19 protein-coding genes are annotated in these 23,570 nt (G+C 39.7%); 16 read left to right on the top strand and 3 right to left on the bottom strand.

The features are described from left to right. The first annotated feature begins 1 nt into the window (after position 1). The 16 genes from GQR45_RS01010 (at position 2) to tldD (ending at position 20,111) form a co-directional block, all read left to right on the top strand. Complete coding sequence (locus tag GQR45_RS01010; protein ID WP_165724851.1) at positions 2-586, top strand: prepilin-type N-terminal cleavage/methylation domain-containing protein; 585 nt, start codon at positions 2-4, stop codon at positions 584-586. 22 nt (positions 587-608) lie between these two features. Then, the gene (locus GQR45_RS01005) at positions 609-1,181 is read left to right on the top strand and encodes a prepilin-type N-terminal cleavage/methylation domain-containing protein (protein ID WP_165724850.1); all 573 of its coding nucleotides are present in this window, start codon (positions 609-611) and stop codon (positions 1,179-1,181) included. Between the two features lie 9 nt (positions 1,182-1,190). Further along, complete coding sequence (locus tag GQR45_RS01000) at positions 1,191-1,682, top strand: type II secretion system protein (protein ID WP_165724849.1); 492 nt, start codon at positions 1,191-1,193, stop codon at positions 1,680-1,682. Further along, positions 1,669-2,220, top strand: coding sequence for a prepilin-type N-terminal cleavage/methylation domain-containing protein (locus GQR45_RS00995; protein ID WP_165724848.1), 552 nt, complete (start codon positions 1,669-1,671; stop codon positions 2,218-2,220). The genes GQR45_RS01000 and GQR45_RS00995 overlap by 14 nt, the downstream gene beginning before the upstream one ends. After that, the gene (locus GQR45_RS00990) at positions 2,220-3,059 is read left to right on the top strand and encodes a type II secretion system protein (protein ID WP_165724847.1); all 840 of its coding nucleotides are present in this window, start codon (positions 2,220-2,222) and stop codon (positions 3,057-3,059) included. The genes GQR45_RS00995 and GQR45_RS00990 overlap by 1 nt, the downstream gene beginning before the upstream one ends. Next, entirely contained in the window at positions 3,049-3,540 is a 492-nt protein-coding gene (locus GQR45_RS00985) for a hypothetical protein (RefSeq protein ID WP_007586332.1), read from the top strand. The genes GQR45_RS00990 and GQR45_RS00985 overlap by 11 nt, the downstream gene beginning before the upstream one ends. Further along, on the top strand, positions 3,537-7,277 hold the full coding sequence (locus GQR45_RS00980) for an H-type lectin domain-containing protein (RefSeq protein ID WP_165724846.1): 3,741 nt from the start codon (positions 3,537-3,539) through the stop codon (positions 7,275-7,277). The genes GQR45_RS00985 and GQR45_RS00980 overlap by 4 nt, the downstream gene beginning before the upstream one ends. Positions 7,278-7,398: 121 nt before the next feature. Continuing rightward, on the top strand, positions 7,399-9,447 hold the full coding sequence (locus tag GQR45_RS00975) for a formylglycine-generating enzyme family protein (protein WP_007586336.1): 2,049 nt from the start codon (positions 7,399-7,401) through the stop codon (positions 9,445-9,447). Positions 9,448-9,581: 134 nt separating this feature from the next. After that, positions 9,582-10,625 carry a rod shape-determining protein gene (locus tag GQR45_RS00970; RefSeq protein ID WP_007586338.1) on the top strand — a complete coding sequence of 348 codons (1,044 nt, stop codon included), beginning with the start codon at positions 9,582-9,584 and terminating at the stop codon, positions 10,623-10,625. Next, positions 10,625-11,467, top strand: coding sequence for a rod shape-determining protein MreC (gene mreC, locus GQR45_RS00965; protein ID WP_010553767.1), 843 nt, complete (start codon positions 10,625-10,627; stop codon positions 11,465-11,467). Before GQR45_RS00970 ends, mreC begins: the two co-directional genes overlap by 1 nt. Next, positions 11,460-11,939 (top strand): rod shape-determining protein MreD, encoded by a 480-nt coding sequence (gene mreD / locus GQR45_RS00960; RefSeq protein WP_007586341.1) that lies wholly within the window; start codon positions 11,460-11,462, stop codon positions 11,937-11,939. The genes mreC and mreD overlap by 8 nt, the downstream gene beginning before the upstream one ends. Continuing rightward, complete coding sequence (locus tag GQR45_RS00955; protein ID WP_165724845.1) at positions 11,939-12,508, top strand: Maf family protein; 570 nt, start codon at positions 11,939-11,941, stop codon at positions 12,506-12,508. The genes mreD and GQR45_RS00955 overlap by 1 nt, the downstream gene beginning before the upstream one ends. Before the next feature lies 1 nt (position 12,509). Further along, positions 12,510-13,982 (top strand): ribonuclease G, encoded by a 1,473-nt coding sequence (gene rng / locus GQR45_RS00950; protein WP_007586345.1) that lies wholly within the window; start codon positions 12,510-12,512, stop codon positions 13,980-13,982. Then, positions 13,982-17,839 (top strand): YhdP family protein, encoded by a 3,858-nt coding sequence (locus tag GQR45_RS00945; RefSeq protein WP_165724844.1) that lies wholly within the window; start codon positions 13,982-13,984, stop codon positions 17,837-17,839. Before rng ends, GQR45_RS00945 begins: the two co-directional genes overlap by 1 nt. Beyond that, positions 17,836-18,675, top strand: a complete 840-nt coding sequence (locus GQR45_RS00940) for a carbon-nitrogen hydrolase family protein (RefSeq protein WP_007586349.1) — start codon at positions 17,836-17,838, stop codon at positions 18,673-18,675. The genes GQR45_RS00945 and GQR45_RS00940 overlap by 4 nt, the downstream gene beginning before the upstream one ends. Then, the gene (gene tldD, locus GQR45_RS00935; protein WP_101163214.1) at positions 18,672-20,111 is read left to right on the top strand and encodes a metalloprotease TldD; all 1,440 of its coding nucleotides are present in this window, start codon (positions 18,672-18,674) and stop codon (positions 20,109-20,111) included. Before GQR45_RS00940 ends, tldD begins: the two co-directional genes overlap by 4 nt. Before the next feature lie 240 nt (positions 20,112-20,351). Here tldD and GQR45_RS00930 read toward each other — a convergent pair whose 3' ends face one another. The 3 genes from GQR45_RS00930 to gorA form a co-directional block, all read right to left on the bottom strand. Then, positions 20,352-21,188 (bottom strand): mechanosensitive ion channel family protein, encoded by an 837-nt coding sequence (locus tag GQR45_RS00930; protein ID WP_024594472.1) that lies wholly within the window; start codon positions 21,186-21,188, stop codon positions 20,352-20,354. A gap of 107 nt (positions 21,189-21,295) precedes the next feature. After that, a complete protein-coding gene (locus tag GQR45_RS00925) occupies positions 21,296-21,928 on the bottom strand; it encodes a hypothetical protein (RefSeq protein ID WP_165724842.1) in 633 nt (210 codons plus the stop codon). A gap of 264 nt (positions 21,929-22,192) precedes the next feature. After that, the gene (gorA, locus tag GQR45_RS00920) at positions 22,193-23,554 is read right to left on the bottom strand and encodes a glutathione-disulfide reductase (protein ID WP_165724841.1); all 1,362 of its coding nucleotides are present in this window, start codon (positions 23,552-23,554) and stop codon (positions 22,193-22,195) included. Between the last annotated feature and the right edge of the window lie 16 nt (positions 23,555-23,570).

Here is a 23,570-nt window from a genome sequence, read left to right as displayed (position 1 = left end):
GGTGAACACAACAATAGCTTACTCAAAAGGTTTCTCATTATTTGAGTTAGTTATTGTTGTTATTTTACTGGCAGTAATTTTGAGTTTTGCTATACCTCAATATATAGGTATTAAAAATCAAGCGCATAATGCAAGCGTAGATGCTATTGCGGGGAGTTTTTCATCGGCTGTTGGCATGGTTAGAGGTCAATGGGAATTAGAGGGAAGGCCAAATAGTAAGTCAAACAAAACATTTGTTAATTATGGAGGTGTAATAGTTGGTGTCGATGGAGTGTTAGGTACACCAACAAGCGATGAAACAGAAAAAAAAGATACTCGGGTAAAAGCTCTAAATGCTAATAAATGTCGCCAAGTATTAAATGTAATTTTACAAGATGCACCCAGTAGTACGTTAAGTAATGAAATATCAAGAATAAAAAGTGTAAGTTTTTTAGTTAGGTACAATGCAGAAAGTTCGCAATGCGTCTATTATTTAACTCATACCATTGATATTAAAAGTATACCTAGCAATACGGGTAAAATATTAGGGTTAACAGGTTTTTCATATTTTGCTAAAACAGGCAAAGTAAAAATATTTAAAAATTAAGTAATTAAAAAGAGGCTTACTTATGAAAACGCAATCGTTAAAAAGTTTACCAATGAATAAACAAGCAGGTTTTACACTTGTTGAATTGATCATCGTAATTGTTATTTTGGGCATTTTAGCTGTTACTGCAGCACCTCGTTTTTTAAACTTGCAAGGTGATGCAAATGCTTCAACACTTGAAGGCTTACAAGGCTCTATTCGCAGTGGTATGAATATTGTGAATGGTAAGGCTATTATTGCTAGCACGCAAAAGGAAGACACAGAAATTGTTGCAGTTGATACAGGAAATGTTGCTATTGTGTATGGCTATCCAGCTGCAACAGAGGCTGCATTTGAAGCATTTTTGGATGTGGATTTCGATGGTACTGGAGCTGATTTGGCAGACTTTAACCTTGTAGTAACGGCTAATGGTACTAACGGCCCGACTAATGCTGGTAGTGTACCAAAAGTTACTATTTACCCTAATAGTTACACTGCAACAGGGACACCAACTACAGATGATGAATGTCGTATTGAGTACACTGAAGCAACGGCATCTACTGGACCAGTGAAAATAACACCACCTAAGGTTGAACTTTTCACGGACGATTGTTAATTTATATAAATGAAAAGCAGTAGTAAGCAACGATTGCGTGGCTTCACACTCATTGAGTTAATTATTACTCTAGTGATATTGGGAATACTGTCGGTAACGGCAGTTCCCAAATTTCTGGGCAGCTCAACAGAAGATGCATACTCATATCGAGACCGTACTTTAAATGCACTGAGAACAGTGCAGTTACGTGCAATGCAAAATACAGCGACAACAAGTTGCCATACTCTTTATATAACCTCCACACTTATTGCTCCCCCCACACCTGATACATGTATCGGTGGCGCTGATACCAACAACACCGATCATTTAGTAGTACAAATAAACACGCAAAGAAGTGATATAACATTTAGCGCTTTAGATAGTAACGCAAATATATTTACCCAAATTAGTTTTGATCCTTTAGGTAAATCAAATCAAACTTGTACTACGCAGTGTCGAATAGACGTTGGATTAGCTGGCGTATGCATAAGTGGTGAAGGGCTTATCTATGCGTGCCCTTAAAGTAAAAGGTTTCACTTTAATTGAGCTTATTATTGGCATAGTCATGTTTGCTATTGCATTAAGCATTATTACCGCGCTCATTGCCCCGCAAGCAAAAAGAAGTGCAGAGCCAATTATTGCTTTAAGAGCGTCTGAATTTGGTCAATCATTAATGAACGAAATTCAAAGTAAATCGTTTGATGAGCACAGCGATAGAAGTGCACCTTTTAGGCGTTGCGGCGAAACAACCTTGGGTGCTGAGCCTTGTACCGCAGAGGGCGATTTAGGCGTCGATAGCTTAGGGGCAGGCCTAGAAACCCGAACCAGTTATAACGATGTAGATGACTATATTGCACTGTCTAACCAGCCTATCACCAATAGCTTAGGTGAGGTGTTAAGCCAATACAGTGACTTTAACTTAGTTGTTACTGTTGAGTACGATAGCGACTTTAACGAATTGACCATCAACGATGGCACAACCTTTAAGCGTATTACTATTGAAGTAACATCACCCTTAGGCGAAGTTTACGGATTTAGTGCATATAAAGGGAATTACTAATGCAAAGAGCTAAATACCAAAATGCATTTACCCTTATAGAGCTATTACTTGTCATGGTTATTATTGGTATTTTAGCCGTAAGTGCATTTTCGTTTATTGGTGCTGGAGTCAGTATTTATTCGCAAGGGGTTGAACGCCAAGAAGCTGTAGCCCAGGCCCGCTTTTTAATAACGCGACTTAGTAAAGAGCTTCGCCACGCTACGCCTAATTCATTAAGGCTCTCTTGCGATAACAGCACTAGCGGGGCCTGTAGTGCTCAGCAGTGTTTAGAATTTACGCCGTTTTTATCGGCCACTCACTATACAAATTACCTACCTACCGTAGCGCCTTTTAATGTTAGCGCTGTTGATTTTGAACTTAATAATTTAACGCAGCCGCAAGCTGGAGATTGGGCAACTATTTACCCATTAAGCAGTGCTGATATATACGATGAAAACAATAATAAGCGCTTGCAAGTATCAGCATTTAATAGTTCAGCGAGCGAAATTGATGAGTGGCAATTTAGCAAAGCATTTACCCAAGAGTCGCCGAGTAAACGCCTTTATTTACTTTCAGAACCTGTAAGTTTTTGCGTTGAAGGGCAGTATTTATATAGATATACCAATTACGGTTTTACTGTTAATCAATTAGATGCCGTGAGCTTACAAATAAGCAGTGGTGTTAAACGTGATTTATTAGGTATTTACATTGCCAATAATTTAGCGAGCGATTTATTTTTTACTCTTGATGCGCTCTCCCTACAAAGAAACGCTGTGCTTAATGTGAATGCGCAAATGCAATTTAACGATACTGAAGTAATGAACTTTAACCATGAGGTACATATTCCTAATGTACCTTAAAAAAAATCCTCACGGAAAAGCCTTACCCAGTAAACAAAAAGGGAACTTAATAATTGTTTCTTTAGTAATTATTGTTGCTTTATTAGCACTAGGATTAGCATTAGTTAAAGTGCTTTCTGGTGCATCTCAACAAAATACGATTGAGTATTATGGGGCTCGCGCTTTTATGGCAGCACAAAGCGGCCTAGAAAGTGGTTTAACGCAACTATTTCCAACAAATAGCTCAGTTCAAAGCTGTACATCAGTTACTACTGATTTAACCTTCCAAACTGCATATTTAGCTAACTGTAAAGTAGTGGTGAGTTGCGATGAATATATAGACTTACCTGATAGCAGTACAACCAACGGGCTTGTGAATATATATTACTTACAAAGCAGTGCAACGTGCGCCGCAATTGATTGCCCTGCAGGTAGTAGCTGCAGAAAAGATTATTGGCAAACACAAAGAACGCTCAGTGTGGAGGCTAAAACTTTACCATGATGAAAAACGCATTGGTCATTATATTTTTTAGCTGCGTGTTACTTTGTAATTACGCAAATGCAGTGCCTCCAAAAATCGAGGGCCGTTATATAGAACTGCAAGATACATATACATCGCCTGTTTGGACAAAAGTTAATTTTCAACAGCAATATATAACGCCTCCTGCTGTTTTTATGCTCTCAACAAACCAAGGCGGAAACCCTGCAATAATAAGAATACGTAATATAACCACAACTAGCTTTGAGGCCTTACCGCTTGAACCTTCAGGAGAGGATGGTGGACATATTAGTATGGGGGCGCACTATTTAGCTGTTGAGTATGGTGTGCATCAATTTCCAGACGGCACAATTATGGAAGTAGGTAATACTGATCTATTGCTCGAATTACAGTATGGCTCTAAGTCTGGTTTTGCTCCACTAACACCTAAAGGCTATAAGCCTTTAACATTTGCTGAACCGTTTACTCAAAGGCCAAACTTTTTTCATTCGTTACAAACACTCAATAGCATAGACAGCAATCCACCAACGCAAGCATTAATACCATTTTTAACAGTTGCAGTTGAAAGTAATTCTCTATCTGCCAGCGGCGTTAATATTGCTTTAGAAGCATCTGAAACAGCACTTGGGCTTATAAAAACCGAAACTGTTGCTTATATGGCTGTGGAGCCCGGAAGTAACCGCACATTTTCTGACGATAATGGCGTTGAGGTATCGTGGGAAACTTTTTTCACAGGCTTTGAAGTTGACGGTTGGAGCAATGGCTGTAATTACTTTAGTTTTACTAATAATTTTAGTGTGGCTCCGTTAGTTGTAGCAAGTAAAAACTCACGCCAAGAAGATGATGGCGGGTGGCTACGCAGCTGTAACCTAAGGACCGACAGGTTAGGGCTAGTTGTTGACGAAGATCGTGATGGCGATAACGAGCGCCGTCACGTAAACGAGGAAGCATCAATACTCGCCATGACCAGTACCTTTGTATTTAATGGTGATATTTTAGATTGTGATACGTTATTCCCGGGCGCTATTTCTACTTATAACAATGGTGAAGTGCAGCTGGTGCAGGGAGTAGAAATAACCGATGGTAATGCGCAGTTTGTCACCACCACAAGTTTAATTTCTACAGCGCTGACGAGCCCTCCTTTGTGTAATGGTCAGGCGTGTGTTGCTGGTGGTTATAACTCTTTAGAACCGAATCAAGCGGCGCAGGTGCCAACGGTTACAAATGATGGTAGCTCAACAGGGCCCGTACCTACTTCTTTAGCTGGCGACTATTATTACGATGAGTTGCAGTTAAGTATGCTGGAAACACAATACAGAGTAACAGCGCCTACACGTATTTTTTTAAAAGACACAACCTCACTTCTATCAACTTCATTTTTGAATATAGGTAAAACAAATATAGTAGTAGAAACTGGCGCGTACTTGGCTATTTATGTGGATGGTGCGGTTGCTATTGCAGCCGATGCAAATATTGCGGGCTATATTGTTGCAACTGGTGAGGTAAGAATCGCTCAAAATGTAACGTATCAGGGATCAATTACATCGGCTACTCAAATTATTACCGAAGGGAGCTCAACGTTTGACGCTTTACCAGTACCCGAAAGTATCCCTGGTTTTTGTGGTATTTATACACCAGAAACACTGGATCATTATCGTTTAACAATAAGCGATAACAAAGGTCTAACGTGTGAAGCTAAAGAAATGACACTAACAGCCTGCGCTAATGATGCCTGCGATTTATTATTTGCGGAACCCTCTAGTTTAAACCTTTCTCCAGATAATAGTGGTCAGCAAAGTTGGGTTACAGGGGAGAATATTAATTTTACAGGCTCAACAACTGTTGAGTTTGCTAAACGCACCACAGGCAGTGTTACATTTGGATATAACACTGCTGATCCTTCTGCACCTCTTCGTTGTTATATCGGTGGTAATAATGTTGGTTTGAGTGGCTGTAAAGTTACGTTTTCTGATGCTGGATTTATTTTTAATAATGATACTGATGGAAATACTACAATTCCAACTCAGTTATCAGCAAAGCCTTCAAATACTGGATTTAATGCAAAAGCGCTATCTATTCAAGCGGTAAAAACAAATACCACTACGGGCGTATGCGAAGCTGCATTTCCCGCTGGTGGCGATGTAAGCTTAGATTTATCGTATACATGCAGTACTGGTGCAAGTTGCTCCGATACGGTTTCACTTAGTAATAACAATAATACCTTTGCGGTAGAGCAAGCCTCTAAATCATTCATACTTAACTTTGATAGTGATTCTAAAGCCCCGATTGTTATAAATTACCCCGATGCAGGAAAGTTGAGTTTAAATGTAAATACCAATTTAATTTTAGACCCACTAACTAATTTATCAGTAAATTTAACGGGTAGTTCAAATGAATATGTCGTAAAACCATTTGGATTAGCCATGGAGGTAGCAAGTGATGGTTATGCAGCAGATGCCAATGGGAGCTTATTTAGATTAACGGGCGAAGCATTCGATTTAAAAATGAATGCGGTGCAGTGGCAAACAGGGCAAGACACTAACAACGATGGTTTCCCAGACAACTACAGCAATATTACAAATAACAACATAGCTAAGCATTTTATTACAGAGCAACCGCTTGTAGAGGCATTACTTAAAGCGCCTACGCCAGGCATTCAAGGTACGCTTGAAGCGATGAGTACTGTTGCGTTTAGTGATACAGGTAGTTTGAGTGAATCTATATCGCAATATAATTACGACCAAGTTGGCATAATTGATTTAACAGCAGGCCTTCAAGATGCCGATTATTTTGGTGCGGGAGATGTAAAAGGTGAGCTATATAACGTTGGTCGTTTTGCACCTTCGCAGTTTCAGGTAGTGGGGGTTCAAGCCGCCGCGCAATGCACGCAATACGGCAGTAATTTAACTTATCTTGATCAACCTTTTGAACTTGGCTTTACAGTACAAGCACAAAATCAAAATGGTGAGCTAATGGCTAATTATAAAGCGGGCTTTAATAAATCGAGTGTAGACGTTAATGCCGAAAATAATGAAGTAGGTAACTATGTACCTGCAACTAATTTTACTAGCCGCTTAGTAAACCTAGGAAATAACAACTGGGGAGATATAAGCGACGGCCAATGGCAAATGAGCCAACTCAACACGACACTTAAAAGATTAGGTGTAGGGCAAGCAGACGGACCGTTCGCTATGGTGAGCTTAATGGCAACGCTTTCTAACATAGAAGGAGCAACACTCATTGATGCAAATGATAAACCTAATACACAAACAGCATGCTCGGGTGGTTGTAATAGCGTACGACTAAATGCATTACCGATAGAGTTTAGGTTTGGACGTTTAGTCCTTGGCAATAACGTAGGCTCCGATCTCGACCCTTTACTTATTCCTATGCAGGCTCAGTATTACAACGGCAGTGGATTTGTAAATAACACTGAAGATAACTGTAGTGTATTTGATCATACCCAAATCACTCAAATATCACCTAGCAGCCCACAATTAACCTATAAATATGGGACTGGTGTATCTGGCCAGCTAGAAGCGGGAGTGTATCCGGCAGATAACGGTATTTATGCACAGCCAAATGGTTTGGGTGAATTTACCTTAGAATATAATACTTATGATTGGTTAAAGTGGGATTGGCAGGGCGATGGAGCACAGCTTGATCCTCGTACTATTTTACAATTTGGACGCTTTAGAGGAAATGATCGGGTTATTTACTGGCGTGAAACACGCGAATAGTTGTAAACTAATATAATAATTGAACAAAGCTTGTGTTTTGTGCTGCAAGTACATAGCATAAGGCTTTAATTATAAAAAATAATAACGACCAAATAATTGCCGCTTTTTGGGACTGGAATATATGCGAATTACTCCTTTATCTCTGTTAATTTCAGCTAGTTTGTTAGCTAGTAGTGCATTTGCACAAGACACAGCTACAGTGACTGGAATTGACTCAGAGATTAGTGTTAAACAGACAGAATACGATAACTCGACAAGAATACTTGAAAAACATCTTAAAGAAGAAAGTCAGTTACAAAATCAATTAGAGCTACTTCGTTCTCGTTCTACAGAGCTAGATAAAGAAAAAAACCAAGCGCTCGATGCGATGAACGAAATGTACCGTCGTTTAATTGACGATCCCACTATTAATATTAGTGCGGCTCAATCACGCTATCAAAAAGCGGTGATTGATCATAAGCAAAATAAAGATGACATTTCTATGCAGTTGGCGGCAATTGCATCCCACCGTAAAGATATAGAACAAATTCGTGTTGCTAAGCATACGCTTTTAAATACATTAGAAAGTTTAAAAGAGCAGTTAACCACAGCCCGCGTAGAGCGTTTACGTAACGAGTTTACACGTGAAGGTACGCTTGAGGTTAACCACACTATTAACTGTAAGCGAACAGAAACGCTAGCAGCATGTGAGCAACGCGGTCAGCAAATGGGTCTACAAAAAGCAACTAAACGCTTTGTTGATCAAATTTTTGCAAATCTAACAGAAGAGCGCATTGTTGAGCCAAAACGCAATTTGGCGGGCGCTCAAGTACAAATATTAAGTAGCCATGTAGTTAACAGTGCATTTAGCGGCCAAGGTAATTACAACGTTAACTTAAGCGTAACTATGCGCGGCGAAGTTAATAGCAGCCGTTTATGTAGCTTATTAAGCATAGATAACCGCTATTGTTCTGAGTACGGCACGCCACTTACGGCTGCTTATCAACCAGCGTATAACAATACATTTACTGATAGTCAGTTAACATTCAGTAATAGCGCGGATAATAGCAACACGGTGTCGGTTTCTCGTTTAAATGAGCAGCCAGTACGTGATTATTCAGTTAAACCTGCATCGGTGAAAAAAGATTACCCTTCTATCCTTAATAAGAAGAAGGATCAATCAGTAGAGCTAACATTACGATCAAACGTATACGACGATGAAGTGTTTATCGATGGTGTAAGCTTTGGCTCAACACGCTTGATTACACGTTTACCGCCGGGCATTCATAACATTGAAATACGTAAACTTGGTTATAAACCTTATCAAGCACGTGTTGATTTGAATAAAGCGCAAACAATTAATGCAAATTTAGTAAAAAAGCCTAAGTCGATTGCTGCACCGACCTATACTCGAGAGCAACCAGAAGTAACAACACGCCAGGTTAGTGAAAACGTTAATGTATTAAATGCAAACGTTGAAACGCCGGTTGTCGTTATTCCTGCAGGCAAATTTAAAATGGGCGATATTAACGGCAATGGTTTAGCTAATGAACGTCCAGTAATTGAAAAAGTAATAGCAAATTCTTTCGCTATGCAAAGTAAAGAAGTAACCGTGGGTGCCTACGAAAAGTTTGTAGCAAATACAGGTTATAAAACTCAAGCGGAAAAAAATAAAGGGTGTGCGTATTATTTAAATGGCGAACCAGTATGGGAAGCAAATTTAAATTGGCGTAATCCTGGTTTTGAGCAAGGCAGTGACTTTCCTGCTGTATGTTTAACTTATAACGATGCAAAAGCTTACGCTGAGTGGTTATCTGGTCAAACAGGACAGCAATTTCGTTTACCTAACGAAGTTGAGTGGGAATACGCAGCACGCGCAGGAACTGAAACAGAATACCCTTGGGGTAACGAAATTGGTAAAAACCTAGCTAACTGTGGTTGGTGTGGTAGTGAATGGTCAAACAGACGTGCATCACCAGTAGGTTCTTTTTCTCCAAATGCATTTGGATTATACGATACCGTAGGCAATGTATGGGAATGGACCGATAAAGAATCAGGTGAGTCTGATGTAGCAGTAAGAGGCGGAGCGTGGAACTTTGCACCAAGCCTTGCTCGTGCATCTACGCGTTTAATTTTAGCGCCTGATTTTAGATCTAACTACATTGGTTTTCGCTTAGTTCGCGAACGATAAAACTCAATTAAGGAAGCTTTGCTTCCTTTTTTCACAAATTCACAAAGGCGCTGCGCTTTATATTGCTCATATAGTTGAGCATGTTAAAGTGAGGCAGCTAATATAAGAACGTATTTCAAAGGTCATCCAGCCTCATGTTTAAAAAACTCCGTGGTATTTTTTCTAACGATCTATCGATCGACTTGGGTACAGCCAATACCCTAATTTATGTAAAAGACGAAGGCATTGTATTAAATGAACCTTCTGTTGTTGCTATCCGCCAAGAGCGTGCTGGTGGACCTAAAAGTGTTGCATCTGTAGGTACAGAAGCAAAGCTTATGTTAGGTCGTACACCGGGTAATATAAAAGCGATTCGTCCAATGAAAGACGGTGTTATTGCTGACTTTTTTGTAACAGAAAAAATGTTACAACACTTCATTAAACAAGTGCATAACAATAACTTTATGCGTCCAAGTCCGCGTGTACTAATTTGTGTACCGTGTGGTGCTACTCAAGTAGAAAAACGTGCAATACGTGAATCTGCAATGGGTGCAGGTGCTCGTGAAGTTTACTTAATTGAAGAACCAATGGCAGCAGCTATTGGCGCAGGCTTACCAGTATCAGAAGCAACCGGTTCTATGGTTGTTGATATTGGTGGTGGTACAACTGAAGTTGCTATTATTTCACTTAACGGCGTTGTTTACTCATCATCTGTTCGTATTGGTGGTGATAAGTTTGACGAAGCTATCATTAATTATGTACGCCGTAACTTTGGTAGCTTAATTGGTGAAGCGACAGCTGAAAATATTAAGCATCAAATTGGTTCTGCGTTTAAAACTGATGAGCCAATCGAAATTGAAGTGCGCGGTCGTAACCTTGCTGAAGGTGTTCCGCGTTCATTCACACTTAACTCACACGAAATCCTAGAAGCTCTACAAGAGCCATTAATGGGTATTGTGAGTGCAGTAATGGTTGCGCTTGAGCAATCACCACCAGAGCTGGCATCAGATATTTCTGCACACGGTATGGTACTTACTGGCGGTGGCGCATTGTTAAAAGATTTAGACCGTTTATTAATGGAAGAAACGGGTATTCCGGTTGTTGTTGCTGATGATCCACTTACATGTGTTGCACGTGGTGGTGGTAAAGCACTTGAAATGATCGATGTTCATGGTGGTGACGTTTTTAGTTACGACTAATGAAATTAATGTTTGGACGCACAGTCTCTTTGCAACTGCGACTTTTTGTCGCAGTGCTTTTGAGTATCGTACTCATTGTTGGAGACAGATATACGCAAGGTGGTACCGTTGTTCGTACCAGCCTCAATACCTTAGTTAGCCCACTAATTTATGTTGCTAATTTACCCTACGAATTATTTAGCTTAAGTGCTAAAAGCCTGCATACGCGAGAGCAACTTCTTACTGAAAATGAAGCGCTGAAAAAAAAGCAAATGCTACAAAGCGAGCAACTTCAGCAGTATCAATTTCTAGCCAGAGAAAATCAAAAACTACGCGCCTTATTAGGCTCATCTGCAAAGCAATCAAATCGTAAAATTATTGCTCAAGTACTTTCTGTGCATTCAAATCCGTATAGCCATCAAGTTGTTATAAATCGTGGTACCACCGATGGACTTAGTGAAAGCCAAGCCGTCATTGATGAGATGGGTGTAGTAGGGCAATTAACTAAAGTAGGGTCAACTACGTCACGCGTATTGCTCATGACCGACACTACGCATGCCACACCTGTGCGTATACTGCGTAACGATGTGCGAACGGTTGTTGAGGGCATAGGTAAAATTAACGTCGTTAAGCTCTCTCACGTTCCGCACAGCTTAGATGTGCGAATTGGCGATGTACTTGTTACATCAGGATTAGGTGGCACATTCCCAGAGGGATACCCGGTGGCTGTAGTAACCGAAATAAACCGTGATGAAGGCCGCCCGTTTGCACAAGTTTTTGCAGAACCTATTGCGCAATTAGATCGCATTCGTTTGCTGGTTATTTTATGGCGTAATCAACAGGAGCAAATCAGCGATGATTAACCGTTATTCATTGTTAATTGCGCTAAGTATCTTTTTTGCGTTAATAATGGCATTAATGCCGCTCCCTTTTTCGTTTGAACCATTTAGACCTGACTGGGTTTTACTTGTACTTATGTATTGGTCGTTGGCAGTACCGCATCGTTTAAATATTGGTACTGCTTGGGTTGTTGGTTTATTAATAGATTTAGCATCTGGCTCACCGCTAGGTGTGAACTCGCTTACATTTTCAATATGTATATTTGTAACCGCGAGCAACTTTCAAAAAATTCGTAACTTTTCGCTTTGGCAACAAAGCTTATTAATTGGTTTGTTTTTAACGCTGTATCATTTAATGCAGTTTTGGCTAAATCACTTTTTGTTAGGGGTTTACTTTAATCCACAGTATTTATGGCCAGTAGCAACCGGAATGGTTAGTTGGTTTTGGGTGTTTTTACTACTTCGTAAATATCGCAGACATTTTAGGATCAGGTAATGACTACCGCAGTATATTTGGCATCAGCCTCTCCCCGTCGTAAAGAGTTATTAAGCCAATTAGGTGTCGAATTTACACAATTTAGTGTTGATGCAGATGAAAGTCCACTTCCAAACGAGCAACCTAGAGCACTTGTTGAGCGTTTAGCTCGCTTGAAAGCCCAAAGCGGTGTAGAGCTTGGATATACCGATCGCCCTGTACTTGGTAGTGATACCGTGGTTGTTATCGATAATGAATCACTGGGTAAACCTCGTGATAAAAACGATTTTATACACACATTAAAACGTTTATCAGGTAACACACATCAAGTACTTACCGCAGTTGCATTTGCGACGCAAAATGATGTGCTTAGCGGTGTTGTAAGCACAGATGTCACCTTTAAAACTTTAACTGATGAAGAAATAAATACCTACTGGGATTCTAATGAGCCACAAGATAAAGCTGGTGGCTACGGTATCCAAGGTTTAGGTGGTCGCTTTGTAACTCACATTGCGGGTAGCTATTTTTCTGTTGTAGGCTTACCTTTATATGAAACCGAACAATTATTAAAAACATTCTTAAGAAGGTAACATGAGTACAGAATTACTGATCAATGTCACACCGAGCGAAAGCCGTGTTGCCCTAATAGAAAACGGTGTACTGCAAGAAATACAGCTAGAGCGAATTGGTAATCTAGGTATTGTAGGCAATATTTACCTAGGAAAAATAAGCCGCGTACTTCCGGGTATGCAGGCTGCTTTTGTTGATATCGGCCTTGAAAAAGCGGCATTTTTGCATGCATCCGATATTGTAAATAGTGCCTCTATTGTTGAAGGCGTAGACGACGTACCAATAAAAAAAGTACAAGATATTAGAGAGTTAGTTCGTCAAGGCCAATACATTATGGTGCAAGTGGTAAAAGATCCGCTAGGCACTAAAGGCGCAAGACTCACCACTGATATAACTATTCCTTCTCGCTATTTAGTGTTTATGCCAGATGCGACCCATGTAGGGGTTAGTCAGCGTATTGAAACTGAAGAAGAGCGTTCACGCCTTAAAAAAATAGTCGCAGAATATGGCGATGAAAATGGCAGCTTTATTGTACGTACAGCAGCCGAAGGTGCTAGCGAAGCAGAATTACGACACGATGCCGGTTTTTTAAGAAAACTGTGGGAAAAAATTACGGCTCGTCGCAAAAAAACCAGTAAGGCCAGCATCCTTCACGAAGATTTAACGCTTGCCTTTAGAACCCTACGTGATTACGTAGGCGAAGATATGGAACGCATTCGTGTTGACTCTAAACTTACTCATGAAGAGCTAAAGTTATTTACTGAAGAGTTTGTTCCACAACTGTCTCAAGTACTCGAATACTATCCAGGTGAGCGACCTATATTTGATTTGTTTGATGTTGAAAACGAAATTCAAAAAGCACTACATCGTAAAGTTACACTAAAATCTGGTGGTTATATAATTATTGACCAAACAGAAGCAATGACGACTGTTGATGTTAATACTGGTGCATTTGTAGGACATCGTAATTTAGAAGAAACAATTTTTAATACCAACGTAGAAGCAACCTCTGCAATTGCTCGCCAGCTTAGGCTGCGTAATTTAGGCGGTATTATCATTATCGACTTTATCGATATGGTAAGTGAGGATCATAAGCGCCGAGTATTGCATTCACTTGAATCAGCACTTGCAAAAGATCGCACTAAAACAAATATCAATGGGCTTTCAGCACTTGGGCTTGTTGAAATGACACGTAAACGTACACGCGAAAGCTTAGAACATATTTTATGTGATGTATGCCCTGCGTGTTCTGGTCGTGGTTCGCAAAAAACAGTTGAAACGGTTTGCTACGAAATACTACGTGAAATAGTACGCGTTAATAGAGCATACGCTGCCGATAAGTTTATGGTATATGCAGCGCCTGCTGTGAGCGAAGCCCTACTAAACGATGAGTACCATAACCTTGCCGAGCTTGAACTATTTATTGGTAAGCAAGTCAATATTCAAACAGAGAGCTTATACAGCCAAGAACAGTTTGATGTGGTAATGATGTAATGAAAGCAAAAGCGGTCTGTTTTTTTTGTTTTAGAAAGTTATGGCAGACCTGCGCCATAATTTTGGTATTACTGGCCGTTATTGTTTCAATTTTAAAATATACCCTCCCGTATGCAAACGAATACAAAGGTAATATAGAAAGCTATTTACACGAAAAGTTTGAAATAAGCTTATCTATTGGCGAAATATCAGCAAGTTGGCAGGGCAGTGGTCCTGCATTAGTACTAGAGAATTTATCGTTTAAAGATAACGAAACTGCACCAATATCACTCACCATTGCTAAAACCAGCTTAGAGCTAAACTTATGGGAAAGCTTAAAAGCACTGCAACTTAGATCTAATTATTTTGTTATTAATGGTTTTCATACCAGTGTAAATATCACCAATTTATTTAAAACCGGTGACAACGACGAAGTCTCTTTTGAGCAAAAAGAGCTAATTGAAGAACTGTTTTTGGGTGAAACGGGTCATTTTGCAATAGAAAATTCCAGTATTAACTTTGTTCTAGAAGACGGTAAAGAGCGTAAGTTACTCCTCAAAAATATTGTTTGGCAAAATGAAGATGAGCAGCATCTTGGTAGTGGGAGCTTAGCATTGCCGGGTATTTCGGTCGGTGATTTTGATGCGCGAATAGCACTTACTGGCGATACCCTAGAGCAAGTTGCGGGCGACATTTATGTGCAGGCTAATAAGGTCGATGTATCTAACTGGTTAGCGCAATATATAAATACGCAAAAGCAACAACTGCATAGCGATATTAATTTACAAGCGTGGCTAAAACTAGATAAAGGTTTTGTAAGCGATATAAAAATGCAGTGGCTACCAAGCTTTGTGCGTTGGCAGCGAGAAGAGCAAAGCCAACAAGTTAGCTTGAGTGAAGGTGGATTCCATCTATATCCCGAGCAAAATAGCTGGCACTTAAAAAGCACCGGTTTAACATTTAATAGTAACGATAAAGCATGGCCAAGTTTAGAGTTTGAAGCTCAACTAGGGGCGAAAAATGAAGTGTGGCTCCATCAAGTTGATTTTGAATTACTGAGTAACCTAGCAGGGCTAAGTAATTTTGATGCACTTGAACCATTTTTAGAGCGCCAACCTAGCGGGCAAATAGATCACGCTTATTTAAATTTTTCTAATGCACAGCAATGGCAATTATGGTTTGAGGCTGACAATATTGGTTGGCAAGAATTAAGATCGGTACCTGCAGCACAAGGACTTAGAGTAAATGGTTTACTTAATCAAAGTAGTGGTCGAATAAATTTATTTGGCGAAAATGGCACATTAGTTACAGGCGAAAGCTTTAGTAACGACATAAATTATAATCAGCTAAATGTAGAGCTAGATTTAGCTAAGCGAGATGATGGCTGGCATATAAGTAGTGACAATATATGGTTTGATAATGATGAAGTTACTCTTGCTGCAGAATTACAAATTAGTCTAACAGATGATCCTCGATTAGATCTTTACGCTGAAGCCTTCGCCCCAGATGCCAAAATTGCAGGTCATTATTTCCCATTAAAAGCAATGAGCCCTGAGCTCGTTAGCTATTTAAATGGGGCAATTAAAGGCGGAGAAGTATCTAAAGCACAAGTCTTATTTGCAGGTCCTTTATCGGGCTTTCCATTCACCGATGGCAGTGGCCAGTTTGGTGTATTAGCGCAAATAGACAACGCAACCTATGAGTTTGATCCTGATTGGCCTTTGGTCACCAATGCCGACGTACAGCTACATTTTGATAATGAGCGTATGGACATATATAGCCAGCAAGGTAAGTTGGTTAATTTAGATATTGGTAATAGTGTACAGGTAAGCATTGCAGATTTAATGCATGCTGATGAACTTATTGTGCAAATTGATAAAAAAGCACAAATGGAAAAGTTACATGATTTTTTTGCCGCGACACCTATTGCCAAACCTCTTGCTGAAATTTTTAAAGTTGTACAGGGCAAAGGCGAAGCCGATGCCAGTATTGAGCTTTTAGTAGGCTCTAAGTTTAAAGGTGGAGCCAGTGTTAGCGGCAAAGTTAATTTAAATGATTTGCCAGTATTTATAGCAACGCCAGGTATTGAGCTTAAAAACTTAACTGGCGAGCTTAATTTTAAAAACGACAACATCACACTTAAAAATGCGACTGCGAAGTGGTTGGGTATGCCGCTAAATATTAATTACAGCAGTAAAAGTGATGCTAAAAATTACCAAGCAAACATAGATATAAACGCCAAAATTGACGCTGATACACTAATAGATAGTGGACAAGGTATATTAAAAAATTATTTAAGTGGGCAAAGCGATGTTGATATTGGTTTAGTACTTAATTTTACCGAACAAGGCTTTAATTACCGTGCACAGGTAAACTCAGAACTACTTGGCTTAACGAGTAACTTACCCGCACCTTATAATAAAAATAGCGAACAAGCGTGGGCACTTGATGCAGTAGTTCAAGGTGATGATATTTCTAATCTCATTACAGCAAACGCTAATCAACAGTTTTACTTTAATGCTATTTTAGAAAATGGAAAATCACAGTTTAGTAATGTCCATTTTGTGCTCGGAAAACAAGATTTAGGATTAAACCAAAAAGACTTAAGCGTAAATATAAATCTTGAGCAGAGTGAATTAGTGCCTTGGTTTGATCTGATTGATCAAATAATTAAAGCAGGTAAAGCAAACCCAGATAAAAAATCAAAAGGGATTATGCCACCGCTTAATGAGGTGGTCGCAAATATAGGTATGCTTGATGCGAGTAACATCATCTTTAATGATTTTGAAATGCGTTTAGCACCATCAAAAGACGATTTATACCTAAAGCTAAATGCTAAAGAACTTAGAGCTGGGGTTTTTATCCCTACATCACAGCCTAGCCAGCCCATACGAATTAATGCCGATTACTTAAGGCTTAATTTTGCACCGCACAATGAGCAAGTACTTGAAATAACAGATGTACTTCCTGAGAAAGACTTGAGCTGGCTTACTAAAATACCTGCCATTGAGTTTGAATGTAGTGATTGCAAAATTGACCGCTACCAACTTGATAAAGTGAGTGCGTCATTATTAGGTGATGGAGAGCGTTTATCAATATCAGAACTTGTAGTCGATAAAGGCGATCATTTACTGCGCACTAAAGGGCAGTGGCAAAATGGATTAACAACGCTAAGTGGCGAGCTTAAAAGTGATGACATAGGCGCACTGTTTGGTGAGTTTGATATAACCTCCGCGATTAAAGACTCAAAAGCCGATCTAAATTATGATCTTACTTGGCAAGCAGCACCTTATGATTTTGATGTGAAAAGTTTAAGTGGCGAGATAGCTTGGGATTTAGGAGAAGGTCACTTAACTGAAGTTAGCGATGGCGGGGCACGCGTATTTTCGTTACTGAGCCTTGATTCATTAGTACGCAAGCTGAAACTTGATTTTAGAGATGTGTTTTCAAAGGGCTTTTTTTATAACAGCATGCAAGGCACTATGCAGTTAGAAAACGGTATTGCTTACACTAAAGATACCAAAATGGACGGCGTACCCGCCGATTTAACCATTAAAGGTTATGCAAATTTAAACACGCTTGATATAGATTATGATCTTGCTGTAGCGCCGCAGGTAACCTCGAGTATTCCGGTTATAGTTGCATGGATGGTAAACCCAGTAACAGGGCTTGCTGCCTTAGCAATTGATAAAGTTATTCATTCTGCGCGTGTCATCTCAGAGATCAACTTTAAAGTAACGGGTAAAATGAACGATCCTATTGTTCAAGAACTCGACAGAAAAAGTCGTGAAGTTACGCTTCCTCAAGCTGCGCAAAATCAGCCACAAGCATCAGTCGATTTAAAACTTAAAGATGCACAAGTAACAGTAACGCAATGAACAAAACTGAAATACTAAGCACTCCCACAATAGTTGCCCTGCAAATGTGTTCAGGGCTAAGCCCTGATGACAACATAGCAAGCTTAAAGCGTGCACTTAAAACACTCCCCGCAACAAGACCATTACTTGTTTGTTTGCCTGAGGCTTTTTTAGTGTTTAGTAAAAGTGGTAACGATACGTTACGTGTTGCTAAGCAAGTTGAGCGATACAAACTACAACTTAGTGAATTGTGCCAACACCATAATATTTGGTTAAATGCAGGGACAATGCCTGAGCCATTTAACGAACATAAATATTATGCAGCATCGCACTTATATAATAATCAAGGCGAGCTGGTTGCAACGTATAACAAAATACATTTATTTGATGTAAACGTAGATGATCAAACAGGTAGCTATCGAGAGTCAGATTTTACCCAAGCAGGTAGCGATGTGGTTGTTGTTGATTCTCCCTTTGGTAAAATAGGCTTAACAGTATGTTATGATCTGCGCTTTAGTGGCTTATTCAACGAACTAGTACGCCAAGGCGCCGATATTATTTTAGTACCAAGTGCATTTACAGTCGTCACAGGACAAGCGCATTGGCAGCCATTATTAGCAGCTCGCGCAATAGAAACACAATGTTATGTAGTTGCAGCAGCTCAGTACGGTACACATGAAAATGGCCGACAAACATATGGCCACAGTATTATTATTTCGCCTTGGGGAAGTATCCTGAGTGAATTGCCAACAGGCACCGGTTTTATAAGCTGCAACGCAGATTTAGACCAGTTACAAAAAATTAGACGAGATATGCCCGTGCAGTCTCATCAACGATTTAGAGAGCATTTATTATGAATTCGGTTGAACAGCATTTACTACACGACAGCCAGCTAAATAGAGAAGAGCTCGAAAAAACGCTCGCTTACATACATCAGCATAAAGTGGATTACGCCGATTTATATTTTCAATCAAGCCACCACGAATCTTGGGTGCTTGAAGACGGCTTAGTTAAAGAAGGCTCTTATAACGTTGAACGTGGCGTTGGGGTACGTGCTGTAAGCGGCGAAAAAACAGGTTTTTCTTACTCTGATGCAATAAATCTTGAAGCACTTAATAAAGCGGCTACAGCAGCACGTAGTATTGCAGATGCTGGCGAAGATAGAGCGATTAAAGTATTTAGTGATGTTAAAGCTAAAGAGCAGTTTGCACCGCATCAGCCAATTTCGAGTATGAGCGATACCGACAAGGTGAGTTTATTACGCGAACTTGAAAACTATATTCGTGAACTAGCACCCGATGCAGAGCAAGTAATTAGTTCAATGTCGGCGGTATACGAAGAAGTATTAATCGCAGCAAGTGACGGTACGTTTGCCACCGATATTCGCCCGCTTATTCGTTTAAACTGCTCAGTGCTGCTTGAAAAAAATGGTCGCCGTGAACGCGGTGGCGCAGGTGGTGGTGCACGTTTAGATTATGGTTACTTTAAAGAACTTGTTGATGGTAAACCACGTTGGATGGAATTTGCTGAAGAAGCTGTACGCCAAGCTAAAGTAAATCTTGAAGCTATTGATGCACCTGCAGGCACGATGGAAGTTGTACTTGGTAATGGTTGGCCTGGCGTGCTTTTACACGAAGCAGTAGGGCATGGACTTGAAGGCGACTTTAACCGCAAAGGCGCGTCTGCGTTTAGTGGTAAAGTGGGCCAAAAAGTAGCATCTGAGCTGTGTACTGTTGTTGATGATGGCACCATGGCCGATCGCCGTGGGTCACTTAATGTGGATGATGAAGGCACACCAGCCGCTTACAACGTACTCATCGAAAACGGTATTTTAAAAGGCTATATGCAAGATAAGCTAAACGCGCGTTTAATGGGTGTAAGCCCTACAGGTAACGCACGCCGTGAGTCGTATGCGCATTTACCAATGCCTCGCATGACTAACACCTACATGTTAGGTGGTGAGCACAGCCAAGCCGATATTATCAGCTCAGTTAAAAAAGGGGTATTCGCGCCTAACTTTGGCGGCGGACAAGTTGATATAACCTCAGGTAAGTTTGTATTTAGCGCATCAGAAGCGTATTTAATCGAAAATGGTAAAATTACCCAACCAATTAAAGGCGCAACGCTTATTGGTAATGGACCAGAAGTAATGCAGCAAATATCTATGGTTGGTAACGACTTAGCACTTGATAAAGGTGTTGGTGTTTGTGGTAAAGATGGTCAAAGCGTACCCGTAGGCGTAGGCCAACCAAGCCTTAAAATTGATCGGTTAACAGTCGGTGGTACAGCTTAAATATTACTCAAGCGCGAAGTGAATTCGCACCTACGTGCTTGATGTTTATTGTAGGTGAGGTTTTACACCTCGCTTTTTACTTTTAAGCTGGGCTCTATGCGCGAAGTAAATTCGCACCTAAGCGCTTGATGTTTATTGTAGGTGAGGTTTTACACCTCGCTTTTTAAATACAGACTTAGAAATAGAGCGCGAAATAAATTCGCACCTACGATTTGTATTTTTACTTTGTGTAGGCGAGGTTTAGGCTTCTCCTTCATCCTCTTTATTTTTTTCAGCCTCTTTGTACCATAACGCAAAAAAGCACTCTGTTAATTTATGCTCTATCTCAAGTGCTTTTTCTGTTGGGCAAAACAAGGTAAAGCTTGCTTTAAATTCACCTAAATCGGTTGTACCAAAGTGAATTACTGGCTCCGGGCCAGATATTTTTGCATCAAGTTTGCGCTCAATCATCGAATTATAACGGCTTGCTACTTCTTGAAACTCTTCGCAGTACAGTTTAGCTTGCTCAGTCAGTGTGTCGTGAATAGGGTACGGATTAAAGCTCTCTCTTCGGACAATAATAAAATGATGTGTAACAAAGCGTTTTACAAAGTTTAAGTTTTTAATAGAGCTGGTAATCAGCTTATTATTAGGTATGTATATCGTTTTTCTAGAAAATTGATAAGTATGTATATCAATTTCATGCATGGTAGTTTTTATCCAATCCGTTTCAGCTACTTCACCAAAATAATCACCAACTTGTATCCAATCACCGACTCTAAACGGGCGAGTTGTTACGAGGTAAAAAAAGCCTATTACACACTGAATAAACTCACGCGTTGCAAGCACAATCGCCACAGCAAAAGCAGCAATAGAAAGTGCAAAGTTTTGAATTTCGGTAGACCACACAAACAGCAGCGATATCATCATTACAAAATTAATAAAATGCTTAATATTGTGTGCGATATAACGAATATCTTTTTCTTTTTTTTCTGCGCGATTTTTAGCCAGCTTATCAACAAGTACTTTTAGTACAAATGCAATTGTGATCATTACAATTGAAAGAAGAAACGGATGCAGTAATATATCTTTAGTCATAATATCCAATTAAACGCGAGTTGATAAAAACAGGCTCAGTATATTGATTTATTAAACCAATTAGCAAATTTAGTGCAAAAAAAGTAACCAATAAAAATGGAGAAACGCTATTGAGTTACTTCATCAGTGCAATGTTTGTGATTTTTAGCCATTCTTGTTAGGCATATGAGTACAAGCTCAATGGCTGAAATAAAGATTAGAGTATAGCCAAGCGTTTCTATACCCTCTTCAACAATGTTTTTTACTGCACGTACGTAGTCATCGCCCATTACTGAATGCCAAAATGCGCCTTTGCCCATCATTCGCGAAAATGCGAGTAAAGTAACCATGCCTGATAAGCAAATTCCATAACTAGGAGTGAGGCTATAGGCTTTTAAAGAGTTAAAAATACTTCCTCTGTTTGTTATTAAATAAACAAACACGCCAGCTAAAATTGAATAGACGATACTTTGCCAAGCGCCATCAAAAAAGTATAAGTCGAGGTAGGTATCAAACTCTCTCACAAACATCATTGCAGATAACGCAGCTAGTAATACAGCTGGTATTTTGAGTTGAAAGTTAATTCGCGAAGCATAAAAAAATAAAATACAACTTAAAAAAGTTAAAATATCTTGCATATGTTCGGTAAGAGTTTCTTCACTGTAAAGTGCATACTGTTTTAATTCAAAACCTTCAAGTTGAATTAAATGAGCAACACCCGCTAGGCATAATAAATAAATAAAAGATCGCAGTAAAAACATAAATAACCAAGAGAAACTATAAATGCGCGGGATTCTAATCGTTAAAATGCTTTAAAGCCAAAACAAAATTTAAACTTTTAACCTTTTTATCGGTCTAAAATTTTTGCTGTTAAAATAATGGCTTGGATATTTATTTAATGTTGAATGGATGTTTTTAATGTGACGTTTTAAGTGGTTTGTTGTGCAAAATATAACAAGCATTAAAAAGCCCTTACTAATTACTTAACAAGGGCTTTTTATAATTGAGCGCTTAGAGTTTAGCGCCTAGCGCATAGTAACAAACTCTTCAGAACCTGTTGGGTGAATCGCAACAACGGCATCAAAATCAGCTTTAGTAGCGCCCATTTTCATGGCAACTGCAAAACCTTGAATCATTTCATCAACCGCAAAACCAATACCATGTAGGCCAACTACTTTTTCGTCTGGGCCGGCACATACAAGCTTCATTTTACAAGGCTGGCGATGTTTAGTTACCGCTGTGTACATAGCTGTAAAACCAGATTGGTAAATCTTAACGTTTTCTTCGCCATACTGAGAAATAGCTTCTTGTTCAGTAAGGCCAATAGTACCAATTGGTGGGTGACTAAATACAACAGTAGGAACTAGGCTGTAATCCATTTTTAAATCATCTGGTAGTTCTTTATTAAATAAACGCTCTGATAAAGTACGCCCTGCTTTTACTGCTACCGGTGTAAGTTCAATACCGTTTTCGATAATATCGCCAACCGCGTATACATTTTTAGCTGTGGTATTTTGAAACTCATCAACTTTAACAAAACCATCGCTGTTAACTTCTACGCCGGCAGCAGCTACATTAATTGCATCTGTTGTTGGCTGGCGGCCAATGGCCCAAATTACTTGGTCAACGTTATGAGTTTTGCCGTTATCTAAATGCAGTGTTACAGAGCCATCATCTTCTTTTACCAATTTATTTGGTACAGATTCTGTATGAAGAGTAGGGCCTTCGGCAGCCATTACTTCAACAAGCGTATCTACAATATATGGGTCAAAACTACGAAGTGGTGCATGCTTACGTACAAATAAATGTGTCTCAGTACCTAAACCATGTAATACACCAGCAAGCTCAACGGCTATGTAGCCTGCGCCTATTACTGCAACGCGTTTAGGTTGCTCTTTTAATTCAAAAAAGCCATTTGAATCGATACCGTGTTCAGCACCTTCAATATGCGGAATGCTTGGGCGGCCGCCTACTGCAATTAATATATGATCGGCTGTGTAGTGCTCGCCGTTTACTTCAACTGTTTTATTATCTACAAATTTAGCAAAACCTTTAATTACAGTAACGCCATTGCTAGCAAGACCACTGTCGTAACCTTTATGAATTCGGCCAATGTAGGCTTCACGGCTTTCTACTAGTTTGCTCCAATCAAAGCCTTTAACTTCAACATTAAAGCCGTAATCTGGGGCATATAAATTAATTGCTTCAGCAACCTGAGCACCGTGCCACATTACTTTTTTAGGTACGCAGCCTACGTTTACACACGTGCCGCCCATGTGTTTTGCTTCTATAAGTGCTACTTTAGCGCCACGCATTGCCGCTCTATTTGCAGAGGCAATACCACCACTGCCACCACCGATTGCAATATAATCAAAGTGTTGTGTCATTTTATGTCCTTAGGCG

The sequence above is a fragment of the Pseudoalteromonas sp. SA25 genome, assembly GCF_011378705.1.
GTDB classification, from domain to species: Bacteria; Pseudomonadota; Gammaproteobacteria; order Enterobacterales; family Alteromonadaceae; genus Pseudoalteromonas; species Pseudoalteromonas arctica.
The sequence above is the reverse complement of the archived record's forward strand: the minus strand, read 5'-3'. Positions and strand labels throughout refer to the sequence as shown.

Coding starts and splice junctions, on each gene's coding strand:
- tldD (WP_101163214.1), top strand. CDS start 18,672: ATGAATTCGGTTGAACAGCATTTACTACACGACAGCCAGCTAAATAGA.
- GQR45_RS00990 (WP_165724847.1), top strand. CDS start 2,220: ATGCAAAGAGCTAAATACCAAAATGCATTTACCCTTATAGAGCTATTA.
- mreC (WP_010553767.1), top strand. CDS start 10,625: ATGAAATTAATGTTTGGACGCACAGTCTCTTTGCAACTGCGACTTTTT.
- rng (WP_007586345.1), top strand. CDS start 12,510: ATGAGTACAGAATTACTGATCAATGTCACACCGAGCGAAAGCCGTGTT.
- GQR45_RS00955 (WP_165724845.1), top strand. CDS start 11,939: ATGACTACCGCAGTATATTTGGCATCAGCCTCTCCCCGTCGTAAAGAG.
- mreD (WP_007586341.1), top strand. CDS start 11,460: ATGATTAACCGTTATTCATTGTTAATTGCGCTAAGTATCTTTTTTGCG.
- GQR45_RS00940 (WP_007586349.1), top strand. CDS start 17,836: ATGAACAAAACTGAAATACTAAGCACTCCCACAATAGTTGCCCTGCAA.
- GQR45_RS01005 (WP_165724850.1), top strand. CDS start 609: ATGAAAACGCAATCGTTAAAAAGTTTACCAATGAATAAACAAGCAGGT.
- GQR45_RS00925 (WP_165724842.1), bottom strand. CDS start 21,928: ATGTTTTTACTGCGATCTTTTATTTATTTATTATGCCTAGCGGGTGTT.
- GQR45_RS00985 (WP_007586332.1), top strand. CDS start 3,049: ATGTACCTTAAAAAAAATCCTCACGGAAAAGCCTTACCCAGTAAACAA.
- GQR45_RS00995 (WP_165724848.1), top strand. CDS start 1,669: ATGCGTGCCCTTAAAGTAAAAGGTTTCACTTTAATTGAGCTTATTATT.
- GQR45_RS01000 (WP_165724849.1), top strand. CDS start 1,191: ATGAAAAGCAGTAGTAAGCAACGATTGCGTGGCTTCACACTCATTGAG.
- GQR45_RS00945 (WP_165724844.1), top strand. CDS start 13,982: ATGAAAGCAAAAGCGGTCTGTTTTTTTTGTTTTAGAAAGTTATGGCAG.
- GQR45_RS00930 (WP_024594472.1), bottom strand. CDS start 21,188: ATGACTAAAGATATATTACTGCATCCGTTTCTTCTTTCAATTGTAATG.
- gorA (WP_165724841.1), bottom strand. CDS start 23,554: ATGACACAACACTTTGATTATATTGCAATCGGTGGTGGCAGTGGTGGT.
- GQR45_RS00970 (WP_007586338.1), top strand. CDS start 9,582: ATGTTTAAAAAACTCCGTGGTATTTTTTCTAACGATCTATCGATCGAC.
- GQR45_RS00980 (WP_165724846.1), top strand. CDS start 3,537: ATGATGAAAAACGCATTGGTCATTATATTTTTTAGCTGCGTGTTACTT.
- GQR45_RS00975 (WP_007586336.1), top strand. CDS start 7,399: ATGCGAATTACTCCTTTATCTCTGTTAATTTCAGCTAGTTTGTTAGCT.